The organism is Mucilaginibacter phenanthrenivorans (assembly GCF_024721155.1).
In the GTDB taxonomy this organism is placed as follows: domain Bacteria; phylum Bacteroidota; class Bacteroidia; order Sphingobacteriales; family Sphingobacteriaceae; genus Mucilaginibacter; species Mucilaginibacter phenanthrenivorans.
The window spans coordinates 683,377-704,940 of record NZ_JAHVAP010000005.1; the positions used below are offsets into that span (position 1 = coordinate 683,377).

Below are 21,564 nucleotides of genomic sequence, written 5' to 3' on the forward strand. Positions count from 1 at the left end.
TATGGTTGATAATTAAGCTTACCATTTACCTATTTCGCCTTCCGGATATAGATATTACCGTTCATATTCTTCATCATCATCTCGGGGCCGCCGCCATCAATTTTGCCGTATACCCAATCCTCTATTTTCACACTGTACATGCCGCCCTTGCTGCCGTTTGTATGGGTTACCGTTGGTTTATGCTGTTCAGTTGCCACATCAAAATCAGTATAGATCTCCCCGCGGTCTGATTTCAGTTTAACGTTGGCTTTAAGGCTGGCCGGGAACGTGACGTCCACATTGCCGTTAAGCGTTGTAAAAGCCATAGGCGCTTTGGGGTCGATACTTCTAAAGGTTACTATTACGTTGCCGTTGACCGTATTGGCCACGACTGAGCCGGATACGCTGGTAGCCTTAATCGCGCCATTAACATTGGTTATTTCAAGCTCACCATTTATGTTACTTACAACTATATCGCCATCATTCACGGTTCCAAGTTTTAGCGTAACATCATTTTGAGGGATTTTTATCGACAGGTTTGTTCTTTTTCCGGCCTCGCCGCTTACGGTAACTTTATTATTATTTTCTTCAGCCTGGATCTCTGCCCTGGCACCCGATGATAATGAATGCATACCATCATGTGTCTTCACTTTACCCCTTTTGTCCTCTTTTTCAAGCACGGTTATGATGATATCCTTTCCTTCATAGCCCGTTACGGTTATTGCTCCGTCAATCAAACTCACGTCAAGTTTATACGGCTTACCGGGCTGGCTAAGCGGAACAACCATTTGTTCGCCGCCTGCTTGTGCCCACAGGTTGGTATTTATAAGCATTACTGCTATCAGTGCTATTGTTATTTTTATCGCTTTCATCTTATCTTGATTGTTTTTGTTTTTTAATATAAATATTTCCGTTTAAAGTTTCAAACTTGAACGTTTTACCGCCTGATCCGAAACGTATATCTGAAGCCTTGCTCAACTTATATGTGGTGCCGCTGCCGCTTTTGGTTTCGGTTTTACTTACCCTGCTTGGCAGTACCTCCGCATTGGAGAAGTCGGTAAAAAATTCGCCGTTCATACTTTTAAATTGCACATCGGCCGAGAGATCCTGCGGGTAGGTGACATTCAATTCGCCGTTAACCGAATAATATGACGATGCCTCTGGCGGGTTCCGCAAATACGTAACCGTAACCGGTCCGTTTACTGTGTGTGCACTTGTAGTGCCCTTTGCATTTGCAATTTCTATCCCGCCATTTACATTATTAATTTTTAGTACGCCGTAAACGTTCTTCACAAAAATATCGCCCTCATTTACCGTAGAAGCATACAGATCAACCTGGTTTGGAACCTTAACTGTGTATTGCAGCTTAACCTGGTATTCAATATGGTTATCATTATTTCCCCTGTTCCAGTTTCGGTGCGGTCGGGTATCGTATGGGTAAGCGGTATAGGCTATAACACTGTCACCCTTCTGATCAAAGCCGAGTTTAAAATCCCTTTTGCCCTCCTCAACTGTTTTCTGATCATCCGCAGTAATGGTTTCATCTATCTCGATGATCACCTTATCGCCCGCATAACCTTCTACCCTGATCGAACCATCGAGGTTACAGATCGCAACTGCCTTTTTTGCCGTAAACTCCTTGCTGATGTGCGTTTTATATTCTTGCGCATGTGCGGTAATTTGGGCAAGGCAAAGCCCAACTCCTGCTAAAACAGGGATTAATAACTTTTTCATAATGTCTTTTTAAATAAGTTGTGTTATGGTTTCCTTTATCTTATCCCGAACGCCGTGGTCCAGGTTCTTCTGTTTCAACAATTCCCTGAATGACTTTACCGACCGCCTTTCCTGCAACTTCAACATCACATCTGCAATAGCCGATTGCATTAAAGGCGAATCCTGTAAGGTGATGGATTGAACCAAACCCGCCCTAACTTCCGGGTGGCTTGCCAGGTGCGTTAATGCCTCAAGCGTACTTAACCGCACATTCACATTCGGATCGTTATTTAAGGTAGATAGTAAGGCGTCTATCACTTCCTTATCGGCATGCTTTATCTCGCCGGTATAGCTTACTCCGCGCATCCGTTCAGATGCAGACGGATTCTCCAGCAGCGCCAGCATCATGGTTTGCTTAAGCTCATGCACCTGCGAGGTTAACGCCGCCATTTGCTGATCCTGTTTGCTGTTTCCTGCTAAATTAAAAACCAGGTAACCACAGCCAAAACTGATTGCAATCAGCGCCAGGTTAAATGCCAGCGACCACTTTTGCTTCCAATCCCACAGCCAGCTTAACTGTTCCTTAATTCCTGTCGTTGTTCCTTTTTTATTTGCTTCTGCCGTTTTAAAATCATTCAGCATCGCGCTGAAATCGGTTTTCATATTGGCAGATGGTTCAGGCACCTCAACCTCATCCATCATGGCCCAAAGCTGCTGCATACTCGCCAGCTCCGCCCGGCAGGCAGGGCAGCCCGTTAAATGCTGCTCCAGCATTTCCTTTTCGGCCGGTTTTAATTCATTATTTAACCAGCCGGCAAACAGCTCCTCATATTGCTCACATTTCATCTTTTTCCTGTTTTAGCGTTCTGTATTTTCATAAATACTTTTCAACTCCTGCATGGCCCGGTGCGCCCTTGTCTTTACGGCTATCTCCGAAATATCCAGGATTTGCGCAATCTCCTGGTATTTCAGCTCCTGGAACTTGCACAGCGTAAGTACCTCGCGGTGGCTGTCGCTCAACTTTTCCATCGCCTTATAAAGGCCAAGCTTTGCCTGTTTTTTCTCCAGGTGCTCTTCGGGAGTTAAGCCGCCGGACAATCTTTCCGCCAGATCATCCGTATTTTCATGCTTTACCCGTTGCTTTAAACTTTTCCCCTGGTCCTTCAACGTATTGCGGGCGATGGAATACATCCAGTGCACAAATTCGCCCGTAGCAGTAAAAGTTTCCCGGTACTTTAGCATCTTATAAAAAACCTGCTGAACCAGATCCTCACTCGTTTCCCGTTGATACGTCATGTGAAATAAAAAGCCATACAGCGGCCTGTGGTACCGCTCAAACAGCAGCGCCATTTTGTCCAGGTCTCCGGCTTTCACCTTCAGCATGATTGTATTGTCGGCCAACGAATTCAATCTGTTCAGTTAATTATGGTAATTTTAGTTAGATACTCCGGTAAAATAAAATGGTTACAGGAAATGTAAGAATTTTTTGTTGGAAGTCCGAAAGACGAAAAGTCCGAAAGATGCAATACAATAGTAAAGTAGTTTATTGGTATGGTGATTTACAGGGATCAAAAACCTATAGAAACAAGAAGCGCTCCTGATGGGCAGGAGCGCATTCTAACCAATTATAAACCTAAATTATGAGAAGAGCTGCAAGTATGGAATCGAACCATTTATTCGCTGCCGGATCAGCTGTTGCATTTTACTGGGACAAATATACATGTTTAAACGACAGTTACATAATGTTTAACAAAATAATCTTTTTATTGTTATTTATTTAACATTAGGATTACTTTACTGCTTAATCGGCAATAAAACAACCCCGGCCCGCTGAACCCTTGCCGCTCTGATCCTGCGGGTTATATAAACAACTATCAACGTGATCAACATATCTTTATTTTACTAAGCCTGCAAATTTTTGATAAAAAACGGTAGGGCTGCTGGCGTGCTTAGGTTCAAACTTGCCTGCTATTATTGGTATATAGATCACCCTCCGCCTGCTTTGCTCGCCAATAACGGTTGATTGTGCTACCCGGTGCCATAAACGGCCATCGTGAATGGTCAGATCTCCAGCTTCGGGGATAATGGCCACTTCCCGTTCGTCCGCATTATTATCCAGGAAATATTTTTTCCGGAACAGCATTTGGTAAAGGCTTTGGCGGTGTGTCCCGGGCAGTACGCGCAGGCCTCCGTGCTCCGGTTGCAGGGTATTCAAATGGATGCCAACATTAAGCATTGGGTTTAGCCGCGAGCCATGAAAAATATCGCGCAGCCCATCTGTATGCCAGCCCATTTTTGTAAAAGCGCTTTGTGAACTGTTTACATAGTGATTAAGCACCATGCCGTCCTTTTCACTTGTGCCTAACCTTGCACCCGGTCCAATCAGTTGTAACAGGGTTTCAAAACGTGGATCGTCAGCCAAACCCGAAAACAGGTCATGATGCTGGTTGATGAATGCGAAACGCTGTACAATGTCGCTGCCATCAAGGTCCTTTCCATATTTAATGGGTACGCCGTTTACTTTGCTTACCACATTTTTTAGCCATTGCTGCTGTACCTGTTTCGAGGCATCAATAATATTTTGTACAGTTTGAGGTTTGATGAAATTTTTAAAGTGAATAAAACCATGTTCGTTAAAAAATAACTGTTGTTCGCTTGTAAGATGTTCACCTAATGTGAATTTTTTATATGATGACATTATAAGAGTATAATTAAAACTTGTTGCGGAAAAGTGACAGCGGGTTAGCCCGTGTGCCGTTAAATGGATTGAAATGAGTGCAGCAGAATTAGCAACAACAGCTACAACATAATGCCTTTTGGTTAGGCATTCGCATGGATAGGATGGCGATATGTTGTTTTATTTTCAATGTATATAATATCTATAGATTTAATAGACAATTCAAAGGTAGATATTATTTTTTATCATCCAAATATTTTTGAAAAAAAATAAATTTATTTTCCAGGCACCTTGTAAAGGTTGCCGATTGTTTTTTCGATGAGCCTTTTGGGGACGAATGATACAAGCCTTGCCCCTGCGGCATTTAAAAAGCCGGGAATGATCTCGATCCTCTTGTTAAACAAGCCCTTAACGGCTATTTGAGCCACCAGCGCCGGCGACATATTAAATTTATCTGCCAGTTCCTTCAATGCATCCATTCCGGCGCGCTGTGCAAAGCCGGTATCGGTAGGGCCCGGGCTCAGGCAACTTACGGAAACATTACTACCCGTCAATTCAAAATTTAATGCCCGGCTGAAAGACAACACAAACGATTTGGTAGCAGCATAAACGGCCAGCGTTGGAATGGCCTGGTAAGCCGCCGTACTTGCTACATTTAAGATATAAGCCTGCGGCGATTGCTTTAATATCGGCAGCAAAAGTGAAGTTAAAGCAACCAGTGCATTTATATTCAGGTTGATCATGTTCAATTGATTTTTTAGCTCAATCTTGTCAAAATCGCCCCAAAGGCCGTACCCCGCATTATTGATCAGTACCTCAATTTTAAAAGATTCGGTTACACACCAGTCGGCAACCTTTTGTGTAGCACCAGGTTCCGACAAATCAACAGCCAGCCATAGTGCTTTTACCTGATGTTCCTTATCAACTAAAGCCGCAAGCGCTGAAAGTTCACCGGCGTTACGCGATACCAGCAAAAGCGGGTAGCCGCGCTGAGCCAATTGAAGGGCAATCTCGCGACCTATCCCCTTGCTTGCCCCGGTTACCAATGCATAATTTTTCATCATACAAAAGTAACAATCCGGAGACCTTAGCCCAATAAAGACGACTAAATTTGTAGATTAATTTTCAATTTGTAGATTTGTGGCTATGAAAAACCATCTCAACGGTTATTTATTTAGATGCAGGTGTTGTTGTTAACATAAGTTAAATAAGCTACCCATTTATACTAAATTTCGTCAGTTCAACGTTTTTCATTTTTTCAAATACCTAAATGCGCAATTTTAACATTAGTTTTCACTGGCTGATAACATCTTCAACTCACAACAATTATTTTAGCCGCAGGCGATTCCTGTTGACAATACCTTTATTTTTATTATTAGTTAGCACAAGTTACGGCCAGGATAGTGTTCGCACATTGTCACAACCTATAATTCATCAAAACAGGTTTAGTGATTCCGTAGCAGAAAGGATTAAAGACAGCTTAAAGCTTGAACTGCAACATGCAAAACTTAACGATCCTGTTACCGAACGTAAGTATCTAACCACTCTTTTAAATGAGGAACAACAGGCAACAATTAGCTCCAAACATAAAAAGCGTGGGCAGCGGTTTTATTATAAGCTAGCCGTAGCGTTTACCAAACTAAGGTTATACCCGCTGGCAATGAAATGCTATTTTAAAACGCTCACTATCGAGGCTAAAAATGACACGGCAAAAGCAGCACCGCTCGTAATGGCATCGATGGATGGCAGGCAATTAATGGTAGATATTAACCGGCAACGCGATACTTCTATTGTTGATGACAGCATAGCTATGAAGATCATGTCGATCCATAGTTCAGATATCAGTCTTGTTAGTAAGGATAGTCTTTCATACAATGGCGATGCTGAAATAAAATCGCCGCGTATAAAGAGCGAGGAAATTTCAAACCCTTTTGACGACGGCAAAAAGGCGGCGGCCTATGCAATGATGATCCATGTTCGGCAGCCGGTTTCCGGTAAGCGTAAAGTATACGTACTGAACAATGTTGGGCACACCTTTATCACGCTGATAAAATATAATACCGATAGTACAATAGTGAGCCGTTCATTTGGTTTTTATCCTAAAAAGAGTTTTCCGCTGGCTGCTACTCCCCTGTTCCCATCGTCGCCATCTACCTTTAAAGATGACGCCCGGCATAGCTGGGATGAGGTTTCAGGTACGTTTATTTCAAAGAGGAAGTTTAACAAAATGCTGGCTGTCATTAAAAAATACGACCATAAAAAATACCAGCTTAGCCATACAAACTGCACCGATTTCGGTTTGGAAATGGCCGAACAGGCGGGTATAAACATTACCGATACCCAGGGCACATGGCCGCTGGGCAAAGGCAATAACCCGGCATGCACCGGCCAAAGCATGCTGGAGGGTAAAATAACAGCATCAAACGATACTTACAGTGGCAAGCTTTTGTTGGTTGATGATTTGGTGAACACCAAGACTACTACGCATTATCATAAGTAATAAACAGCTAGCAATTTAAAAATCATGTCATTGCGAGGAGGAACGACGAAGCAACCTCGTCGCTATCCCTATCGCCATGCAAGTTTCACACTCTTCTATTGGCTCTGTATAGCTACGAGGTTGCCGCGCTGTCGCTCGCAATGACAAGTTTTATTATTTTATTTTTTTAAAAAAACAACGCCACCCTCAACTTCGCATAAAACGGTGTTCCCGGTGTAAAGCTCATCTGGTCAACCGGGGCTGACTCATTGCGTAGTTGGGTTACCTCCTCCGCTTCAAATTCATTCCATTTGGTGTTGAAAAGGTTTTCTATCGATAAGCCTAATTCGTACCGCTTTTGGGTGTAGTTCACCTTAAGGTCTGTAACGTAATAGCCATCTGCAGTTAAGGTGTAGTTTTCGTTACCCGGGCGTTTGTGCATGTAGCGATAGCTGATGCCACCATTGATGCCATTTTTGAATTTAAAATCAAGTCCACCGGTACTTGTAAAGGTTGGAGCAAGCGGCAGGTAATTTTCGCCATTTGCTTCGCCCACTAAACGGGGCTTTGCCAGGTTAATGTTCAGGTCAGCAAACAGCCATTTGGCTAATTGATAGCGTGCCGAAAAGTCAACGCCTTCCCTGCGGGTTTTGCCGCCTGGTTCAATGGTACCGTCATCGGTATAAACAAATTCCTGTTGCAGGTATAAATACCAAACAGCGGCATTCAAATACAAACGCGGAACAGGTTTCCAGTTTAAGCCCAGGTCGGCTCCATAAGCGGCGGGTAAAATTTGCAGGCCATTATTGCCGATAACCGCACGGGCATCATTGGAGTGAAATCCTTTGCCTGCCTTCAGGTAGAACTGGATCTGCTCGTTAGCTGTATATTGAACGTTGATCTTCGGACTTATTACTGCCTTGTTTTGGGTCGAGTCGTGAAAATTAAAGTGCAGGTAATCAATCCTTGCTCCGGCATTTAACAGCCATTTCCCGGTTTCCAGTGTTTCATCCAGATACGCGTTTGCGTTATTCTCCTTAACATCGCCTTCGCTGATTACTTCCAAAGGTTGATAGGTTTGTGTAACCCCGGTATAGATATTGCCGTAGGTTCTGTCCATCCTGTCACCGATGCCTGCAGTTGATATTAGCGTGGAATTGCCCAGGTAGCTGCGCTTACTGATCTTGCCGTTATAACCAAACATATCGCGGGTTTCATTCTGATACCTTTCATCCCCGTTTTCATTGTCATCAGCAAAAAAGGTAGTGTTTACATGCAGCTTAAAAGTATAATGGGTGTAATACAATTGATTTTCCAGCGACCAGTTATTTTTTAGATCGGATGAAAGTTTAGCGATCGCATTAACCCGCGTACTCTTTCCGTTCTGCATACTATCAATAGTGCCGAAACGATTGATGATATTGGCAGCAGCAGGCAGTTTAACAGCATTGCCGTTATCATCAATAGCTGTGGTTCCGGCAGCTACGGCGCGTTCCGGGATCTCTCCTGACGGGATCCAACTGGTGCTGAAGGTTGATGCACTTAGTGAAAGCTTGTTGTTTTGCCCAAGCTGTTTGGTGTATTTACCAAACAGGTTAAAACGTTTGTAATGCTCCGCCAATTGAAATGGACCATTGGTATAATTGTATTCCCCGGCTATATAAGCATTCTCTCCATTTTGTTTCGCTTTGGCGCTTAACAAATCGATTACTCCGGCAACCCTGTAGCTGTGAAACTGTCCGCCTTCCAGGCTGATCATGCTCCGGTCCACTGCATCTTTAGTGGTGTAATTTAAATAACCGGCAGTAGTAAAATCACCTTTATCGGTATAATATGGCCCCTTGCCAAAATCGCAGGTTGATACAATTTCCGGGATCATGAAATGCAGATCGGCATACCCCTGCCCGTGGATGTGCGACACCATATTCACCGGCATTCCATCAACCGAAACATTAAAATCCGTCCCATGATCGGCATCAAAGCCACGCACAAAAATCTGCTCGGCCTTACCACCGCCCATGTGCTGGGCGATAAACAAACCCGGTACCAGGCGCATCAGGTCCTGTGAAGAGTTAACCGGCCTGATGCTGAGGTCTAAAGCACTTAGGGTATAAAATGGATTGGCGCTTAAATGCGGAGTGATCTTCACTTCGTTAAGGCTAATAGCTCCGCGATCAAGGCCGATAACTACTCGCTCCCTAATGTTTATACGGACTGATTTTTTTTGATAGCCGATATGGTATATTATTAGGGTTGCAGTATCTGTAGTTACATCAATCTGGAAATTACCCGATGCGTTAGTGGCAGTTGATTTTACACCTGCATAAACAGACACGGCTTCTACCGGCTCGTGGGTAACGTTATCAATTACCCGGCCCTTAAAAATATGTTGTGCCATTGCGGCCTGCACCGTTAAAAAAATAATGGCAGAAAGCATTGTTAATTTTAGTTTAAACGTATTCATTTAGATAAAATATATATAAGGCAAAAGCCTGTTATCACGCACTTTTTACAGATGGTGATAAATTAAAAATGTGGATCAACGGGTATTATTGAAACCATTGGATAAAAAATTGACAATGAGAATCCTCTACCAGCAAAGAAGATAAGCGGGCAGATAGCATTAGGCTAATGACCTAGGCGGACGAAAAACAGCCTCGATATAGTGGCTTGTATAATAATACGAGTAGTTTGGGAACGGATTTTTGGCATCCGGTAAAGTAACGGGTTCGATAAAGCGTAATTTAAAAGGCTCCTGGAAAAAAGATACTTCAAGGCGGCTGAGCCCGTCTTTGGCTGCCTCCCGCCTTTCATTTTCCTGCGCCTGCTTTATCTTTTTTATAAAGTAGCATTTACCATTACAATGCAGCCAGGGCTTATCCCTGTTTTCGCAGAGAGTGGACGCAATGTAATTCCTGTTCAGCTCAAAACCAGCGTACACAAAGTAGCGCGAGAAATTAACCGACAGCGTAGAAAAAATTAAAAGATATATGATTGCCTGCCGAAACATAACAAAAATAAAAGCGTGAATAAATTTGGCGCTCCATTGCTTAAACAATACAAAGCACTGCATCAACAGCACGAACAACCGGCTGTTAATGAAATTTGAGGAAAAGAAATTTACGCTACTGTTTTAGGCGGACGGAAGATGGCATCAATATAATGATTGCTATATTGGTAAGAATATTGCGGAAAATCAGATTTGTTTTCTTTTAAAGAGACAGGCTCGATAAAAACCAGCTTAAATGGTTCCTGGAAAAACGATACTTCAAGGCGACAAAGGCCATCTCTTGCAGCTTCCCGGCGCTCGTTTTCCTGCGCTTGTTTTATCTTTTTTATAAAATAGCATTTTCCGTTGCAATGCATCCAGGGCTTGTCGCGGTTTTCGCAAAGGGCGGATGCAATGTACTTCTTATTCAGCTCAAAGCCCGCGTAAACAAAGAAGCGCGAGAAGCTGACCGCAAATAGCGAGAAGATAAGAAAATATGCCGTTACCGTTTTTAACATGCGCCGCAAAGGTACAGGCTGGCTGTTTAAATGTCAAGCCGGGCCTGTTATTTATTAGTGCAGCCACATGGCATAAGGGCGAATTAACCCCTGGAGTAGCTATGCTATGCTGAGTTATCGCCTTTAGGAAAAAAATTGTTAGGATTAGAAAAGTGGTAAATAAAGGTTTTACTCGGCACTTAAATTTTTTGAATTTGCTTTGAGCATCACCTTGCCTTTTTTGGTTAATACACAGGCGGGTGATCGCTCATTTTCTGCGCCCTTAGCAACGTCTATTAAATTATACGTTTGCAAATCCTTTAAATCCTCCTTGGTGATATTGATCGCCATTCCCTTTTCTGCTATTACCCTCAGGGCTGCAACTACATCTTCGTGCTTCATGATATTAAATATTATAACCGGGATGAATGTATAAACAATTAATTGAAAAACAGAAAGAGGCTGCCCTTTTTGAGGCAGCCTCTCTACTTATTCCGTAAACCGATATCCTGGTTTACGCTTAACAATTAACTATTAGAAATTTGAAGCATTACCAGTGTCCCACCATAGGCGGGTTGCGATATCATCTTTTGCACCTGCGCCCATTTTTGATACGGCATCTGCAACAGCCGCTGTATTACCCGTTCTTTCAGAAGTCACAAAAGGCATTCTTTTGATCCACTGATCAGCTGGGATAACACCCCAATCAGGGCTGCTGTCATTCTTGGCTACATGCGGAATTTTAGGATAGCCAGTTCTTCTGAAGTCAACCCATGCTTCCAGCGTTTGTGTAAATGCAGCGAGGTACTTCTGGGTAATAATCTTCTCCAGTTTCAACTCATTATTATCAGCAGCATTCCATGCTACCGTAATCGTAGAACGTGTAGTAAAATTATTCCGTGCGTCAACAGGATCTGTATAGCTAAGAGGTTTACTTGTATTGTCTGCCAGGTAAGCATCTACACCAGGAGCTCCCCAATCTGCAAAAGATAATCTTACGCCATCTTCATAATTAGTCTTCGGATCACCTGCTCCGGCCCAGCCTCTAAGTCCTGCCTCAGCTTTAAGAAATGACACTTCCGCTGCAGTAAAATCCCTTCTGGTTGTTACACTATTAAAATCGTTGGATACCTTAGAGAAAGGAATATGATCGGCTTTTGCTTTAATGTAAGCTCCATTGCGGATGCCTTTATAGGGAGTAGCCGGATGATCAGCTGCCAAACTTGGGTCACCTAAGGGAGCAAAATATTTCGAAATCCTGCCATCATTTAAACCAACCATAAATGATTCCATTACCCCACCCATACGGGTATCGTCCCACTGGTAACAAATCTGGGCAACGGGCATAATATTTCCCAATAAGGAATTGGTAAAATTGTCCGCATTGGTAGTTATTAATCCGGCTGGATCAGCCAATGCTTTTTCACCCTGGGTTTTGGCCGTTGCCGGGTCAACTTTTGACAAACGCATAGCCAGTCTCAATCTTAAAGAATTTACCACTTTCATCCATTCAGGGATACTCCCTTTATAGGCGGTAGGATCAAATTTTGCAAAACCTGCGTATGTTTTATTTGCACCAAAATCTGTTTGAATGGAATCGAGTTGTTTAAAATAAAGGTTGTACAAATCAGATTCTTTATCATACAAAATAGAGTTAGCAGTGCTGCCATAATTGGAATAAATAATAGGCCCGTGGATAGCCGCTAGTTTAGACGTGGCCAAAATATCTACAAGCTTAGCCCAAGTGGCAAAAAGGGGCAATTTATTGTCCTTGGCCAATTTGATGACTTGTTTTGCCGGAGACATTACACTACCATATACGCGGTCCCAATATACGTTCCAACGTATATAATAGGTAGTGTTATTTACATTGCCCACAAAATCGGTACCCGTAGCCATATATCCCATCCAAGAATCATAACATAAATCCTCTTCAATCTGGTGACCGTTCAAGTTGAATATCATACCCGAAAACGGTGAGCCTACTAGGTTAAAATCCTGTTTAAGCAACTCGTCGGAAATTTGATTGGGGTCCTGGTTTGTTTTAACAAAATCCTTTGTGCACGACCCGAGCATAATCAAACATATTAGCGCAATAATTATCTGTTTCATAACAATTTTTTTTAAAATGTAAACTTAACGTTAAATCCAAACGATCTTGTAGCAGGTAAGCCAAATACATCATTGGACTGCATGGAGTTGTTTGTGCTCATGGCTTGTTCAGGATCGTAAGGAGCCTTTTTATATAAGAAGAATAAATTCCTACCTACTAAAGACACAGACGCATCTTTGAAAAGGGGGTTTTCACCTTTAGACTTGAAAGTATAGCCAAATACCAATTGACCTAATCTTACATTCGTTCTGGAGTATATATAAGGCTCCATGATTTTATTCCTGTCACCAATCGCTGAATAATACGTATATGGATCGATTGATGTAACAGCTGTTCCTGTAGAACTAACGGCATTGATGGCCACGCTACCTTTATCTCTTGCTGCTGCTGTTCTTTCACTTACACCATAGGAGTCAAGGAATGCCTCTGTTTTTGAGAATGCAACGCCCCCAAATTTTCCATTGATAAGAAAGCTGGCAAAGAAATTATTGTAGGTAAAACTGTTGTTCCATCCAAGCAGGAAATCAGGGTTAACATTTCCTACTTTTGTCTGTGTAGCCGCTTTGGTTGGAACCCCGCTGGCATCCAATATAATTGCACCGGCATCGTTTCTTGCAAATTTGTAGATATACACATCGTTGAAAGAACCACCTGCTTTAATAATTGAGGCAAAACCTTCATCATCTCCACCTACCTGGTAGTTTGGATTGGATGCAATTAATTCAACAATTTTATTTTTGTTTTGGGAACCGTTGAACGCAGTCTTCCAGCTAAATTCCTGGGAGCGGATAGGATCCGCAGTCAAAGTAAATTCAAATCCATGGTTGTCAATCTTTCCTGCGTTAACATAGTAAGTTGTATAGCCCGAACCAGAAGGCGCCGCCAGGGTAAGGAACTGATTGGTACTAATATCTTTATAATAAGTAAAATCCAATCCAAGTCTATCATGGAAAAATCTGATTTCTGTACCATATTCATGACTTACAATCTTCTCTGGTTTTAGGTTAGTGAAAGGTACCTGGGTATTCCTGTTGATACCTCCAATACCATCTGGGCCACCTGCACCACCAATGCTATTCAATGGATTTACCACGTTAAACGGCACGTCATTTGCGGTTTGAGACAACGCTGCTCTCACTTTAAAAAATGAAATTACTGTTGGCAATTGCACCATCTGGTTAATAATTGCAGTAAGCCCAAAGGAAGGATACAGATAAGACTGATTTCCAGTAAGAGCAAGGGTGGAGGCCCAGTCATTACGTACAGCAAGATCAGCGAATAAAAAGTTTTTATATCCTACTGTCGCGTTTGCAAAAGCACCCTGTTTCAACGTCCGATTGATGGTACTGTTGAACACTACGTTATAAGGAAGATTGGCAAAAGAGAAAAAGTTGGGGTATTGTAATGATACCGTACCATTGTTAAAATTCATACCATCATTAAATGTATTTTTCTGGTAGCTAACGCCAGCCAATGCATTTAAACTAATTGTTCCAAATGTTTTGTTATACGTCAGGATACCATCTGTATACAGTGCCTGATCTGTGTATTTCGTATAATTCCAGGTTCCATTGGGGCTAACACTTACTGAGTTGCCGTCTGCGGCATAACGGAAATCTCTCAGAATATCATTGTAATCAATATTGCCTCTTACTTCAAACTTCAGATTCGTCGCAATTTCATAGGCGAGTTTCACGTTGGCAATCACCCGTTTTGACGTTTCCAGTTTAGAATCATTATAAATTTCCCAGTAAGGGTTGTTTTGTTTTTCTTCAGTGGAGTACCAGTTCATTTTATACATATTCCTGGTGGTGTCAAATACCTGGTAGTTTTGCTTGTAGGTGTCAAAGTTCCGATCCCTTGCAAACAAATACAAACCTGTGAGCGGGTTGTTATAGTAACCGGCCCCCGGGCGGTTTTTAGATTTTTCGGCAGAGAGCATGACATTGGAACTTATAGTAAGCTTGTCATTTAACAATTTAGTACTCTGGTTGAACGAAAAATTGTTTTTATCATAAGTATTTGTTGGAACGATACCTCTTGCCGACGTATTTGCGTAAGAAAAATAGACGGTTGTTTTGTCTGTTCCTCCATGGATTGCTATTGAATTAGTAAAAGTAGTACCTGTCTGGAAGAAGTCTTTAATATAGTTTTTTTGATAACTATCTGATTTAACAACAGTTTGTCCGGTAGGTGTCCAGCTGTAATCTCCACCTGTTGTGCCATAACGATATTGAAAATCAGGAAGCCCTGATACCTTATCGAAAATAGAACTGGAGTTAAAGTCTACAGATACTTTACCGGCTTTTCCTTTTTTAGTGGTAATTAATATTACGCCATTGGCGCCCTGGCTGCCATAAAGAATGGAAGCGCTGCCCCCTCTTAAAATGCTGATACTTTCAATATCGGCAGGATTGATTGTTGAAAGACCATCCCCGCCATCTGTTCCACCATAAGAACCGGGCTGCGCCGTTTTGTTGTTTACCATTGGAATACCATCTATTACATAAAGGGCCTCGCTTAACCCAATCAAAGATTTATTCCCTCTTAGTACCGCTTTAGTAGAGCCGCCCGCACCTGAGTTGCTGATTTTGATATCAAGGCCGGCCGCCTTGCCGCTAAGGGCATCCACAAAATTGGTGTTGGCCGCTTTTCTTAATTCATCCCCCCCTATCTGCTGGGAAGCATAGGTTAAGGATTTCTTTTCTCTTTTAACACCCAAAGCTGTTACTACAACTTCATTAAGGCTTTTTGAATCACCTACCAGGGTTATCGTGTACACTGCACTGCTGCCTATAGTTACCTCTTGTTTTATGTAACCAATGGCGCTGAACACCAATACTTCGCCGGGTGCAGCCTCAAGCGTAAACGCTCCGTTCGCATCCGTCTGCGTTCCGCGGGATGTACCCTTGATGCCGACACTTACGCCCGGTACAGGCATTCCGGCGCCGTCCTTTACGGTTCCCTTAATTTGGGCCACGGTGCTAATACTGTGGCTTGTGCCATTCTTTTTGATGGCGGCCCTGCTGTTGGCCTTTGTGAAGCTACCAGCTCCCAATGCAACGCAAGGCAATAGTAAAATTAACGGTAATATTTTTTTCATCTAAGTTTGAGTTTAGTTAAGTTGTAAATAAGTTGTTGAGTTGGGTTTTTAGTTGCTAGTTGGTTTTTTCCATATTTTATTGATTTGAGGTGATTAAATGGTTTTTTGTGTCTTTGTCGAAATTTCCCATAACTAATACAGCAGCGCCGGTCAGCTCTGCATTAAAGCCCAGGTCTGATATCAGCAACTCCGTGCCATTGGCCAAACGCGGAATGCAATATTTATTGAGCGCCTGCTGTATGGGCGCCAGCAGAATTTTCGCTATTATAGCTCCCCTGCCGCTCAGTACGATGCTTGCCGGGTTCATGATATGGATCAGGATGGCAAGTGCCTTACCGATTTTATATCCGGCGTCTGATAACAACTCAATAGCAAACTGATCGCCCATATTGGCCGCTGCCATAATGGCGTCGCCAACCTGCCTCGCCTGGTATTTATCAGCAGCCTTCAGACTGGATACGTGCCCCTTTTTTATGCCCTTTATCGCCTTTTCGGCAACAACCAGCATTGATGCCTCCGCCTCCAGGCACCCTCGTTTTCCGCAGATACAAAGTGCACCGTCCTCAGACAATGGGATATGGCTGAACTCCCCGGCAAAACCGTTATTCCCGCGGTAGATCTCGCCATTAACTATCATGCCCAGGCCAATACCCCAGCCCAGGTTTATTACCATAACATCCCGCTGCGCCCTGGCAATGCCGAATTTTTGTTCCGCAAGGGCAATAAGGCTCGAGTCGTTATCAATATAGGCTGGGATACCCGTTTTCATGGCGATAAGATGCGTGATGCTTTCCCCGCCGGAATCAAGGTAGGTATGGTTAACACCCTTAACAGTATCAACAAATCCGGGCATCCCGATTCCAACACCGGTAATTTTATCCTTCGGAATGCCGGTACTTATTATATAGTCGTTAATGTTTTCAATCAGCGCCGACAAAGCGTTCGGATTGTTTAGCAGCCTGAGCTCTGTCATCACCTCTTCAGAAACCGGGTTGTTTAACAGGTCGACCATTTGAATACGCATGGAAAGCTGGTCCATAGCCACAGTAAGAGTATACATGGCCTCCTGTTTTAAGGCATATATTAAAGGCCTGCGCCCGCCACTCGAGGGGGCAAAACCCTGTTCAACCACAAAACCCTCATCAATCAACTCACTAACTGCCTTCGATATGGAAGGGATACTTTTTTCTAAAAGTTCGCTTAGGTCGGCACATGATAAGGCTTTATCGAAATAAAGACGCTTAACAATCATGTTCTTCAATTGCCCACCTTTTAAGCTTTTAGTTTTAAGTTCCATCAACTATTCGAATTATGATTTGGTCAGTATCAAACTTAGTAAAATAAATGTTACAATTCAAATACTTTATAAAAAAATTTACAAAGTATCTTTAGTTATTAATAATTGTGGATATTAAGTGTTAACATTCAGTAAATCAGCGAGCGGATTTGGGCAAAGGAGTGATATTGGTAAATACTTAGCTAAATCGAATTGCCTAAGTAAAAACCGATTTTTTGGACTTGCTTAGTGTTAAATTAACAATTGTTTAAATTGACGAAACCAACAAACAGTGTAATAACTAATGAAAACAGTTTGTGGAGAAATTGGATGATTAAAAAATGTGCGCCGCCTGTTAATTTCAGTAGGATCATTGCATATTGACTGACCATTGCAGCGCAAAATCCGGAATATTTCATCGGGAAACGCTCGCTTAATTAAAGGATTGCCTGAACGCCAAAGGCGAAAGATTGGTTTTTATCTTGAATAGCTTACTGAACGACTGAGGGTGTTCAAAGCCCAGCTCATATGCTATTTCACTTACAGATAAACCCGTGGTAGACAGTTTTTCCTTTGCTTTTTCCATCAATTTATCGTGAATGTGCTGCTGTGTGCTCTGGCCGGTTAATGTTTTAAGCAATCCGCTTAAATAACCGGGTGATACATTTAACATGTCGGCCACATATTGTACGGTGGGTAACCCCTTACTTATTAACGTATCGCTGCTGAAATATTCCGCAAGGATGTCTTCCAAACGATCCAGGATATGATAGTTGGTTATTTTTCTTGTTATAAACTGGCGGTTATAAAACCGGTCGGCATAATTAAGCAGCAGCTCCAACTGGGCAATAATAATATCCTGGCTGAACTTATCGATGTTTGAGCGATATTCCTGCTCCATATTTTGCATCATGCCTGTAATTATTGTCTCTTCCTTTTCCGAAAGATACAATGCCTCATGCACCGAATAATTGAAATACTCGTACTGCTTTATGGTTTTGGCCAAATGCGTGTTCCAGAAAAAATCGGGATGGATAAGCAGCATCCATCCCGTGTGCGTTAAGGCCACGCCTTTTTCAATCCCAATACCAAAAACCTGGCCCGGAGAAATGAAAAACATAAGCCCCTCGTCAAAATCATATTGCTGCTGGCCATATTTAAATCGTCCATTAAAATCACGCTTAAGCGAAATGGAATAAAAATCAAACACCACGCTTATCGACTCCTCGAACGGCATATATTTTATCGATTCAAAATTTATCACGCTGATTAGCGGATGCTCAGGCTTGGGAAGACCCATAACCCGGTGGTATTCGCTTATCGTTTTTATCCGGAGAGGTTGCATGCTGGCCATATCACAATATACTTATTTTTGATTGTATACAGCAGCAAATTCCTTTGCAAAATCTGTCGTTTTTACTTTTCCTAATTCGGCGGGCCTGTTACGGTAATAGTCTTCGTTTAATAGCCCTTTATGCTGGCTTGCAAACATTTCAACCAATCCAGCGGCGATGGCCGGGTTTAAGCCTGCAGTTTCCAAATTGCTCTGTAGTTGCTCATCAGAAATAAGGACCCATTTCAAGTCGGGCACGCCAATGGCTTCGCCTAATATCGTCGCGGTTTCGTTGCCCGTAATTTCATCACTAGCTACATAACGTATTTTTCTGCCGTTAAGCGGCGTTTCCAGTTCTTCTGCAACAGCTTCGGCTATATCTATGGGTGATACCCAAACCAGGTTATCGTCCGCGCCATAATTCGACGCAATTATACCTGCATTTTTTATAACGGGTATAAAGCCCAACAAATTGTAATAAAAACCGACCGGGCGCATAAACGTAATGTCAACACCCGATAGTTTATCAAGCGTAACTTCAACTGCACGATGCAATAAAATAAGGCCCGATCCTTTTTCTAAATGAGCGCCAATGCTGCTCAGGTGAACTACCCGCTTTATTCCGGATTTTATAATAGCCTCAGCATAGTTATCAGCTAGTTTTTGACAATGTGCCGCCAGGTCGAGATTTTTATCAAAAAAGTTAGCCGGCGGCACCATGGTGTAAACGGCATCTGCTCCGGTAAAAATAGCTGTAAGAAAAGCCGCGTCTTCTACCGAACCAATGGCGGCAGTTGCGCCTAATGCCTCAATCTCATTTTGCCTTGCAGGATTACTGCTGATAACGGTAACCGCATGCCCCTTTTGCACTAATTCTTCTGTTAGTGGTTTACCAATATGTCCTAACGAACCTGTTAATATGATTTTCATTTTTCGATGTTTTAATTATATAACAAAGGTGCGCTGTATTATATAGGCAGGCGTAGCCTAATCTGCTGTTGTTGTAGTCGAAACCTAGTTATCTTTAAAACTGACGATTGCAGGCACCATATATACAAAACTTAAGGAAGCCTTACCTGGATACGTTTACTTTAAACCGCATCACTTGCCGGTGATTGAGGGCGATTTCAAGATATTCAAGCGTATGATCCTTAACTACATAATCAAACTCGTAGATGTCGTTCCTCTGCTTGTATTTAACATATTGTTGTTTCTTAATCGCTAAAGTATCCTGGCGTCGTGCCCTTTTCCTTTTAGTTATATAATCCCAGTACCAGATCTCGGGGTTACGGAACGCATTTGAATTAATTTGCAAGTCGTGAAAATCCCCGGCGTACTTAAGTTTAAAATGGATGGTGTCGCCTCTTTTTGGTGTAATAACCCCCGACGGTGGCGTTATCAGTTTGATATTCGCTATTTCATCCGCGCTGTAATATGGGTTCGATGAAAAATTTTCCTTCGTATAATGCGGAAGCAATACCCATTTGGCATCTTCCGGAAAATGATTTCTCGCAAATTCATCAGCGGGTGTGAGCCAGTAGTAATCGTCAAACTGCTTGCGAAAAGATATTAGCTTTTCATCATCGTTCTTAGCGCAGCCGCCCGCTGCCCAGGTAGCATCCAACAAGTAATAATTCCCGTTTATCTTTACCGCGTTCCATGCATGATCAAGCGTTCCCACAGTGCCAACCTGGTAGTATTCTGTTCTTATATATCCCGGTATCATTTCCGCCTCAATTCCGGCAATCTCGCACATCTTTTTAAAAAGCATTGCATAGCCCTCGCAAACAGCCTTCTTCTTATCTAATACTTTATTGATATAGCCGGTTTCCCATACTTTTCTTTTGATGTCGCAATCCTCGCCATCATCTTTGCAGGTGTATGTTTTGGGTTCCTTTCCTTTGTAAGGGTATTTATTATAGAATTTAAAGTCGTAGCTGATATTTTCTGTGATCCATCTAAAAATCGCCCTTACTTTAAGCATTTCCTCCGGGAATGGATTTGTAAGCTCTTTGGTGAGCCGGTAAATATCATCCTGGTATTTTACGGTCATTGCAAGGGTATCTGCTTTTGAAAAATCAACGACAGGTTTTACCGACTGCGAAAAAACGGCGCATGTCCAAAACAAAACCACCAGGATCAGCAAAGATTTAGATCTCATAAACTGCAGATATTGCATTTAAGTGTTATGGTTAATAATCAAGGGTTAATGTTTCTGTAAGAATTTAGGAACAACGGCCAGGGTATGCATTCCCGTAAATATAAAGATAACGCTTAACAAAGGTTGATAAAATTTCGGGCGATTTTTTGAATGTCCGGCTATCTAATTTAGCTTTAAATTTCTAATTTTAGGTTTTTAACCGCATTGGCTTAGCCTTGGTCACGCATTCGTCAGCCAGACAAAGTAGCAGGCCATTGCAAATCGGATCCGAGAATTATTGCACCTGCAATTTCTCCATTCGAAACACAATTTTCCAAATTTCTTAATCACCAAAATGAAAAACAATGAGTAAAATTACAGTAAAAGACGGAACCGAAATTTATTACAAGGACTGGGGAACAGGACAACCACTTTTCTTTCATCATGGCTGGCCCTTATCCGGCGACGATTGGGATGGGCAGATGATGTTCTTCGTTAAACAGGGCTACCGGGTTATCGCGCACGACCGCCGCGGGCACGGGCGCTCAAGCCAAACATCAGATGGACACGATATGGATACCTACGCAGCTGATGTTGCTGCGGTAACCGAGGCACTTGATCTGAAGGATGCCATTCATATTGGCCACTCGACAGGCGGCGGCGAAGCCATCCATTATGCGGCTAACCTTGGAAAAGGCCGCGTAGCCAAAGTTGTGCTGATCAGCGCAGTTACGCCGATCATGGTACAATCTGAAACAAATCCCGACGGTGTTCCAATAGCTATCTTTGATGAGATCCGTGAGGGCACTGCATTTAACAGGGCACAATACTTTGAGGATTTTACCATCCCGTTTTATGGCTATAACCGCGAAGGTGCAAAAATTTCGCAGGGCATCAGGGATAACTGGTGGCGCCAGGGAATGATGGGCGGCGTAAAGGCACATCATGACGGGATTAAAGCCTTCTCTGAAACAGATTTTACGGAAGACCTAAAAAGTGTAGACATTCCCGTACTTGTTCTGCATGGAGAGGACGACCAGATCGTACCATTCCCTATTTCGGGAGCAAAAGCCATAAAGTTATTAAAACATGGAAAATTGATCTCGTACCCGGGTTTCCCGCATGGAATGCCGGCCACGGAGGCAGCAACCATCAATAAGGATCTTTTGGAGTTTATTAAATCATAAATAAGAGGTAATCCATCTTAAACAAAGCAACAAAGCCACTCCTTTCGGAGTGGCTTTGTTGCTAAAAGCTGAATAATT

Annotated in this window: 18 protein-coding genes; 2 read left to right on the forward strand and 16 right to left on the reverse strand. The window is 42.6% G+C overall.

The window, feature by feature from the left end; all coding sequences use genetic code 11:
- Positions 1 to 29 precede the first annotated feature (29 nt).
- The 6 genes from KXD93_RS15010 to KXD93_RS15035 form a co-directional block, all read right to left on the reverse strand.
- Positions 30 to 851: a DUF4097 family beta strand repeat-containing protein gene (locus KXD93_RS15010; RefSeq protein ID WP_258137986.1), complete on the reverse strand. Its 822-nt coding sequence runs from the start codon at positions 849 to 851 to the stop codon at positions 30 to 32.
- A gap of 1 nt (position 852) precedes the next feature.
- The gene (locus KXD93_RS15015; protein WP_258137987.1) at positions 853 to 1,713 is read right to left on the reverse strand and encodes a DUF4097 family beta strand repeat-containing protein; all 861 of its coding nucleotides are present in this window, start codon (positions 1,711 to 1,713) and stop codon (positions 853 to 855) included.
- A 9-nt stretch (positions 1,714 to 1,722) separates the two neighbouring features.
- On the reverse strand, positions 1,723 to 2,538 hold the full coding sequence (locus tag KXD93_RS15020) for a zf-HC2 domain-containing protein (RefSeq protein ID WP_258137988.1): 816 nt from the start codon (positions 2,536 to 2,538) through the stop codon (positions 1,723 to 1,725).
- 12 nt (positions 2,539 to 2,550) lie between these two features.
- A complete protein-coding gene (locus tag KXD93_RS15025) occupies positions 2,551 to 3,075 on the reverse strand; it encodes an RNA polymerase sigma factor (protein ID WP_258137989.1) in 525 nt (174 codons plus the stop codon).
- Positions 3,076 to 3,586: 511 nt separating this feature from the next.
- On the reverse strand, positions 3,587 to 4,390 hold the full coding sequence (locus tag KXD93_RS15030) for a phytanoyl-CoA dioxygenase family protein (protein ID WP_258137990.1): 804 nt from the start codon (positions 4,388 to 4,390) through the stop codon (positions 3,587 to 3,589).
- Between the two features lie 254 nt (positions 4,391 to 4,644).
- Positions 4,645 to 5,433, reverse strand: coding sequence for an SDR family NAD(P)-dependent oxidoreductase (locus KXD93_RS15035; protein ID WP_258137991.1), 789 nt, complete (start codon positions 5,431 to 5,433; stop codon positions 4,645 to 4,647).
- A 206-nt stretch (positions 5,434 to 5,639) separates the two neighbouring features.
- On the opposite strand from KXD93_RS15035, the gene KXD93_RS15040 reads away from it, so the two are divergent.
- Positions 5,640 to 6,869: a hypothetical protein gene (locus KXD93_RS15040; RefSeq protein WP_258137992.1), complete on the forward strand. Its 1,230-nt coding sequence runs from the start codon at positions 5,640 to 5,642 to the stop codon at positions 6,867 to 6,869.
- A gap of 166 nt (positions 6,870 to 7,035) precedes the next feature.
- Here KXD93_RS15040 and KXD93_RS15045 read toward each other — a convergent pair whose 3' ends face one another.
- The 10 genes from KXD93_RS15045 to KXD93_RS15090 all read right to left on the reverse strand — a co-directional run bounded on the left by KXD93_RS15045 (position 7,036) and on the right by KXD93_RS15090 (position 20,320).
- Positions 7,036 to 9,312 (reverse strand): TonB-dependent receptor, encoded by a 2,277-nt coding sequence (locus KXD93_RS15045; RefSeq protein ID WP_258137994.1) that lies wholly within the window; start codon positions 9,310 to 9,312, stop codon positions 7,036 to 7,038.
- 159 nt (positions 9,313 to 9,471) lie between these two features.
- Positions 9,472 to 9,858, reverse strand: a complete 387-nt coding sequence (locus KXD93_RS15050) for a hypothetical protein (RefSeq protein WP_258137995.1) — start codon at positions 9,856 to 9,858, stop codon at positions 9,472 to 9,474.
- Positions 9,859 to 9,968: 110 nt separating this feature from the next.
- Positions 9,969 to 10,355, reverse strand: a complete 387-nt coding sequence (locus KXD93_RS15055) for a hypothetical protein (RefSeq protein ID WP_258137996.1) — start codon at positions 10,353 to 10,355, stop codon at positions 9,969 to 9,971.
- Between the two features lie 168 nt (positions 10,356 to 10,523).
- On the reverse strand, positions 10,524 to 10,736 hold the full coding sequence (locus KXD93_RS15060; RefSeq protein WP_258137998.1) for a hypothetical protein: 213 nt from the start codon (positions 10,734 to 10,736) through the stop codon (positions 10,524 to 10,526).
- Positions 10,737 to 10,868: 132 nt separating this feature from the next.
- Positions 10,869 to 12,446, reverse strand: a complete 1,578-nt coding sequence (locus KXD93_RS15065; RefSeq protein ID WP_258137999.1) for a SusD/RagB family nutrient-binding outer membrane lipoprotein — start codon at positions 12,444 to 12,446, stop codon at positions 10,869 to 10,871.
- 11 nt (positions 12,447 to 12,457) lie between these two features.
- Positions 12,458 to 15,550, reverse strand: a complete 3,093-nt coding sequence (locus KXD93_RS15070) for a SusC/RagA family TonB-linked outer membrane protein (RefSeq protein ID WP_258138000.1) — start codon at positions 15,548 to 15,550, stop codon at positions 12,458 to 12,460.
- A 76-nt stretch (positions 15,551 to 15,626) separates the two neighbouring features.
- Positions 15,627 to 16,847: an ROK family protein gene (locus tag KXD93_RS15075; protein ID WP_258138001.1), complete on the reverse strand. Its 1,221-nt coding sequence runs from the start codon at positions 16,845 to 16,847 to the stop codon at positions 15,627 to 15,629.
- Between the two features lie 412 nt (positions 16,848 to 17,259).
- Complete coding sequence (locus tag KXD93_RS15080; RefSeq protein ID WP_258138002.1) at positions 17,260 to 18,180, reverse strand: AraC family transcriptional regulator; 921 nt, start codon at positions 18,178 to 18,180, stop codon at positions 17,260 to 17,262.
- A 12-nt stretch (positions 18,181 to 18,192) separates the two neighbouring features.
- The gene (locus tag KXD93_RS15085; protein ID WP_258138003.1) at positions 18,193 to 19,089 is read right to left on the reverse strand and encodes an NAD(P)H-binding protein; all 897 of its coding nucleotides are present in this window, start codon (positions 19,087 to 19,089) and stop codon (positions 18,193 to 18,195) included.
- A 142-nt stretch (positions 19,090 to 19,231) separates the two neighbouring features.
- Positions 19,232 to 20,320, reverse strand: a complete 1,089-nt coding sequence (locus KXD93_RS15090; RefSeq protein WP_258138004.1) for a transglutaminase domain-containing protein — start codon at positions 20,318 to 20,320, stop codon at positions 19,232 to 19,234.
- A gap of 344 nt (positions 20,321 to 20,664) precedes the next feature.
- On the opposite strand from KXD93_RS15090, the gene KXD93_RS15095 reads away from it, so the two are divergent.
- Positions 20,665 to 21,486 carry an alpha/beta fold hydrolase gene (locus KXD93_RS15095; RefSeq protein WP_258138005.1) on the forward strand — a complete coding sequence of 274 codons (822 nt, stop codon included), beginning with the start codon at positions 20,665 to 20,667 and terminating at the stop codon, positions 21,484 to 21,486.
- The last annotated feature ends 78 nt before the right edge of the window (positions 21,487 to 21,564 follow it).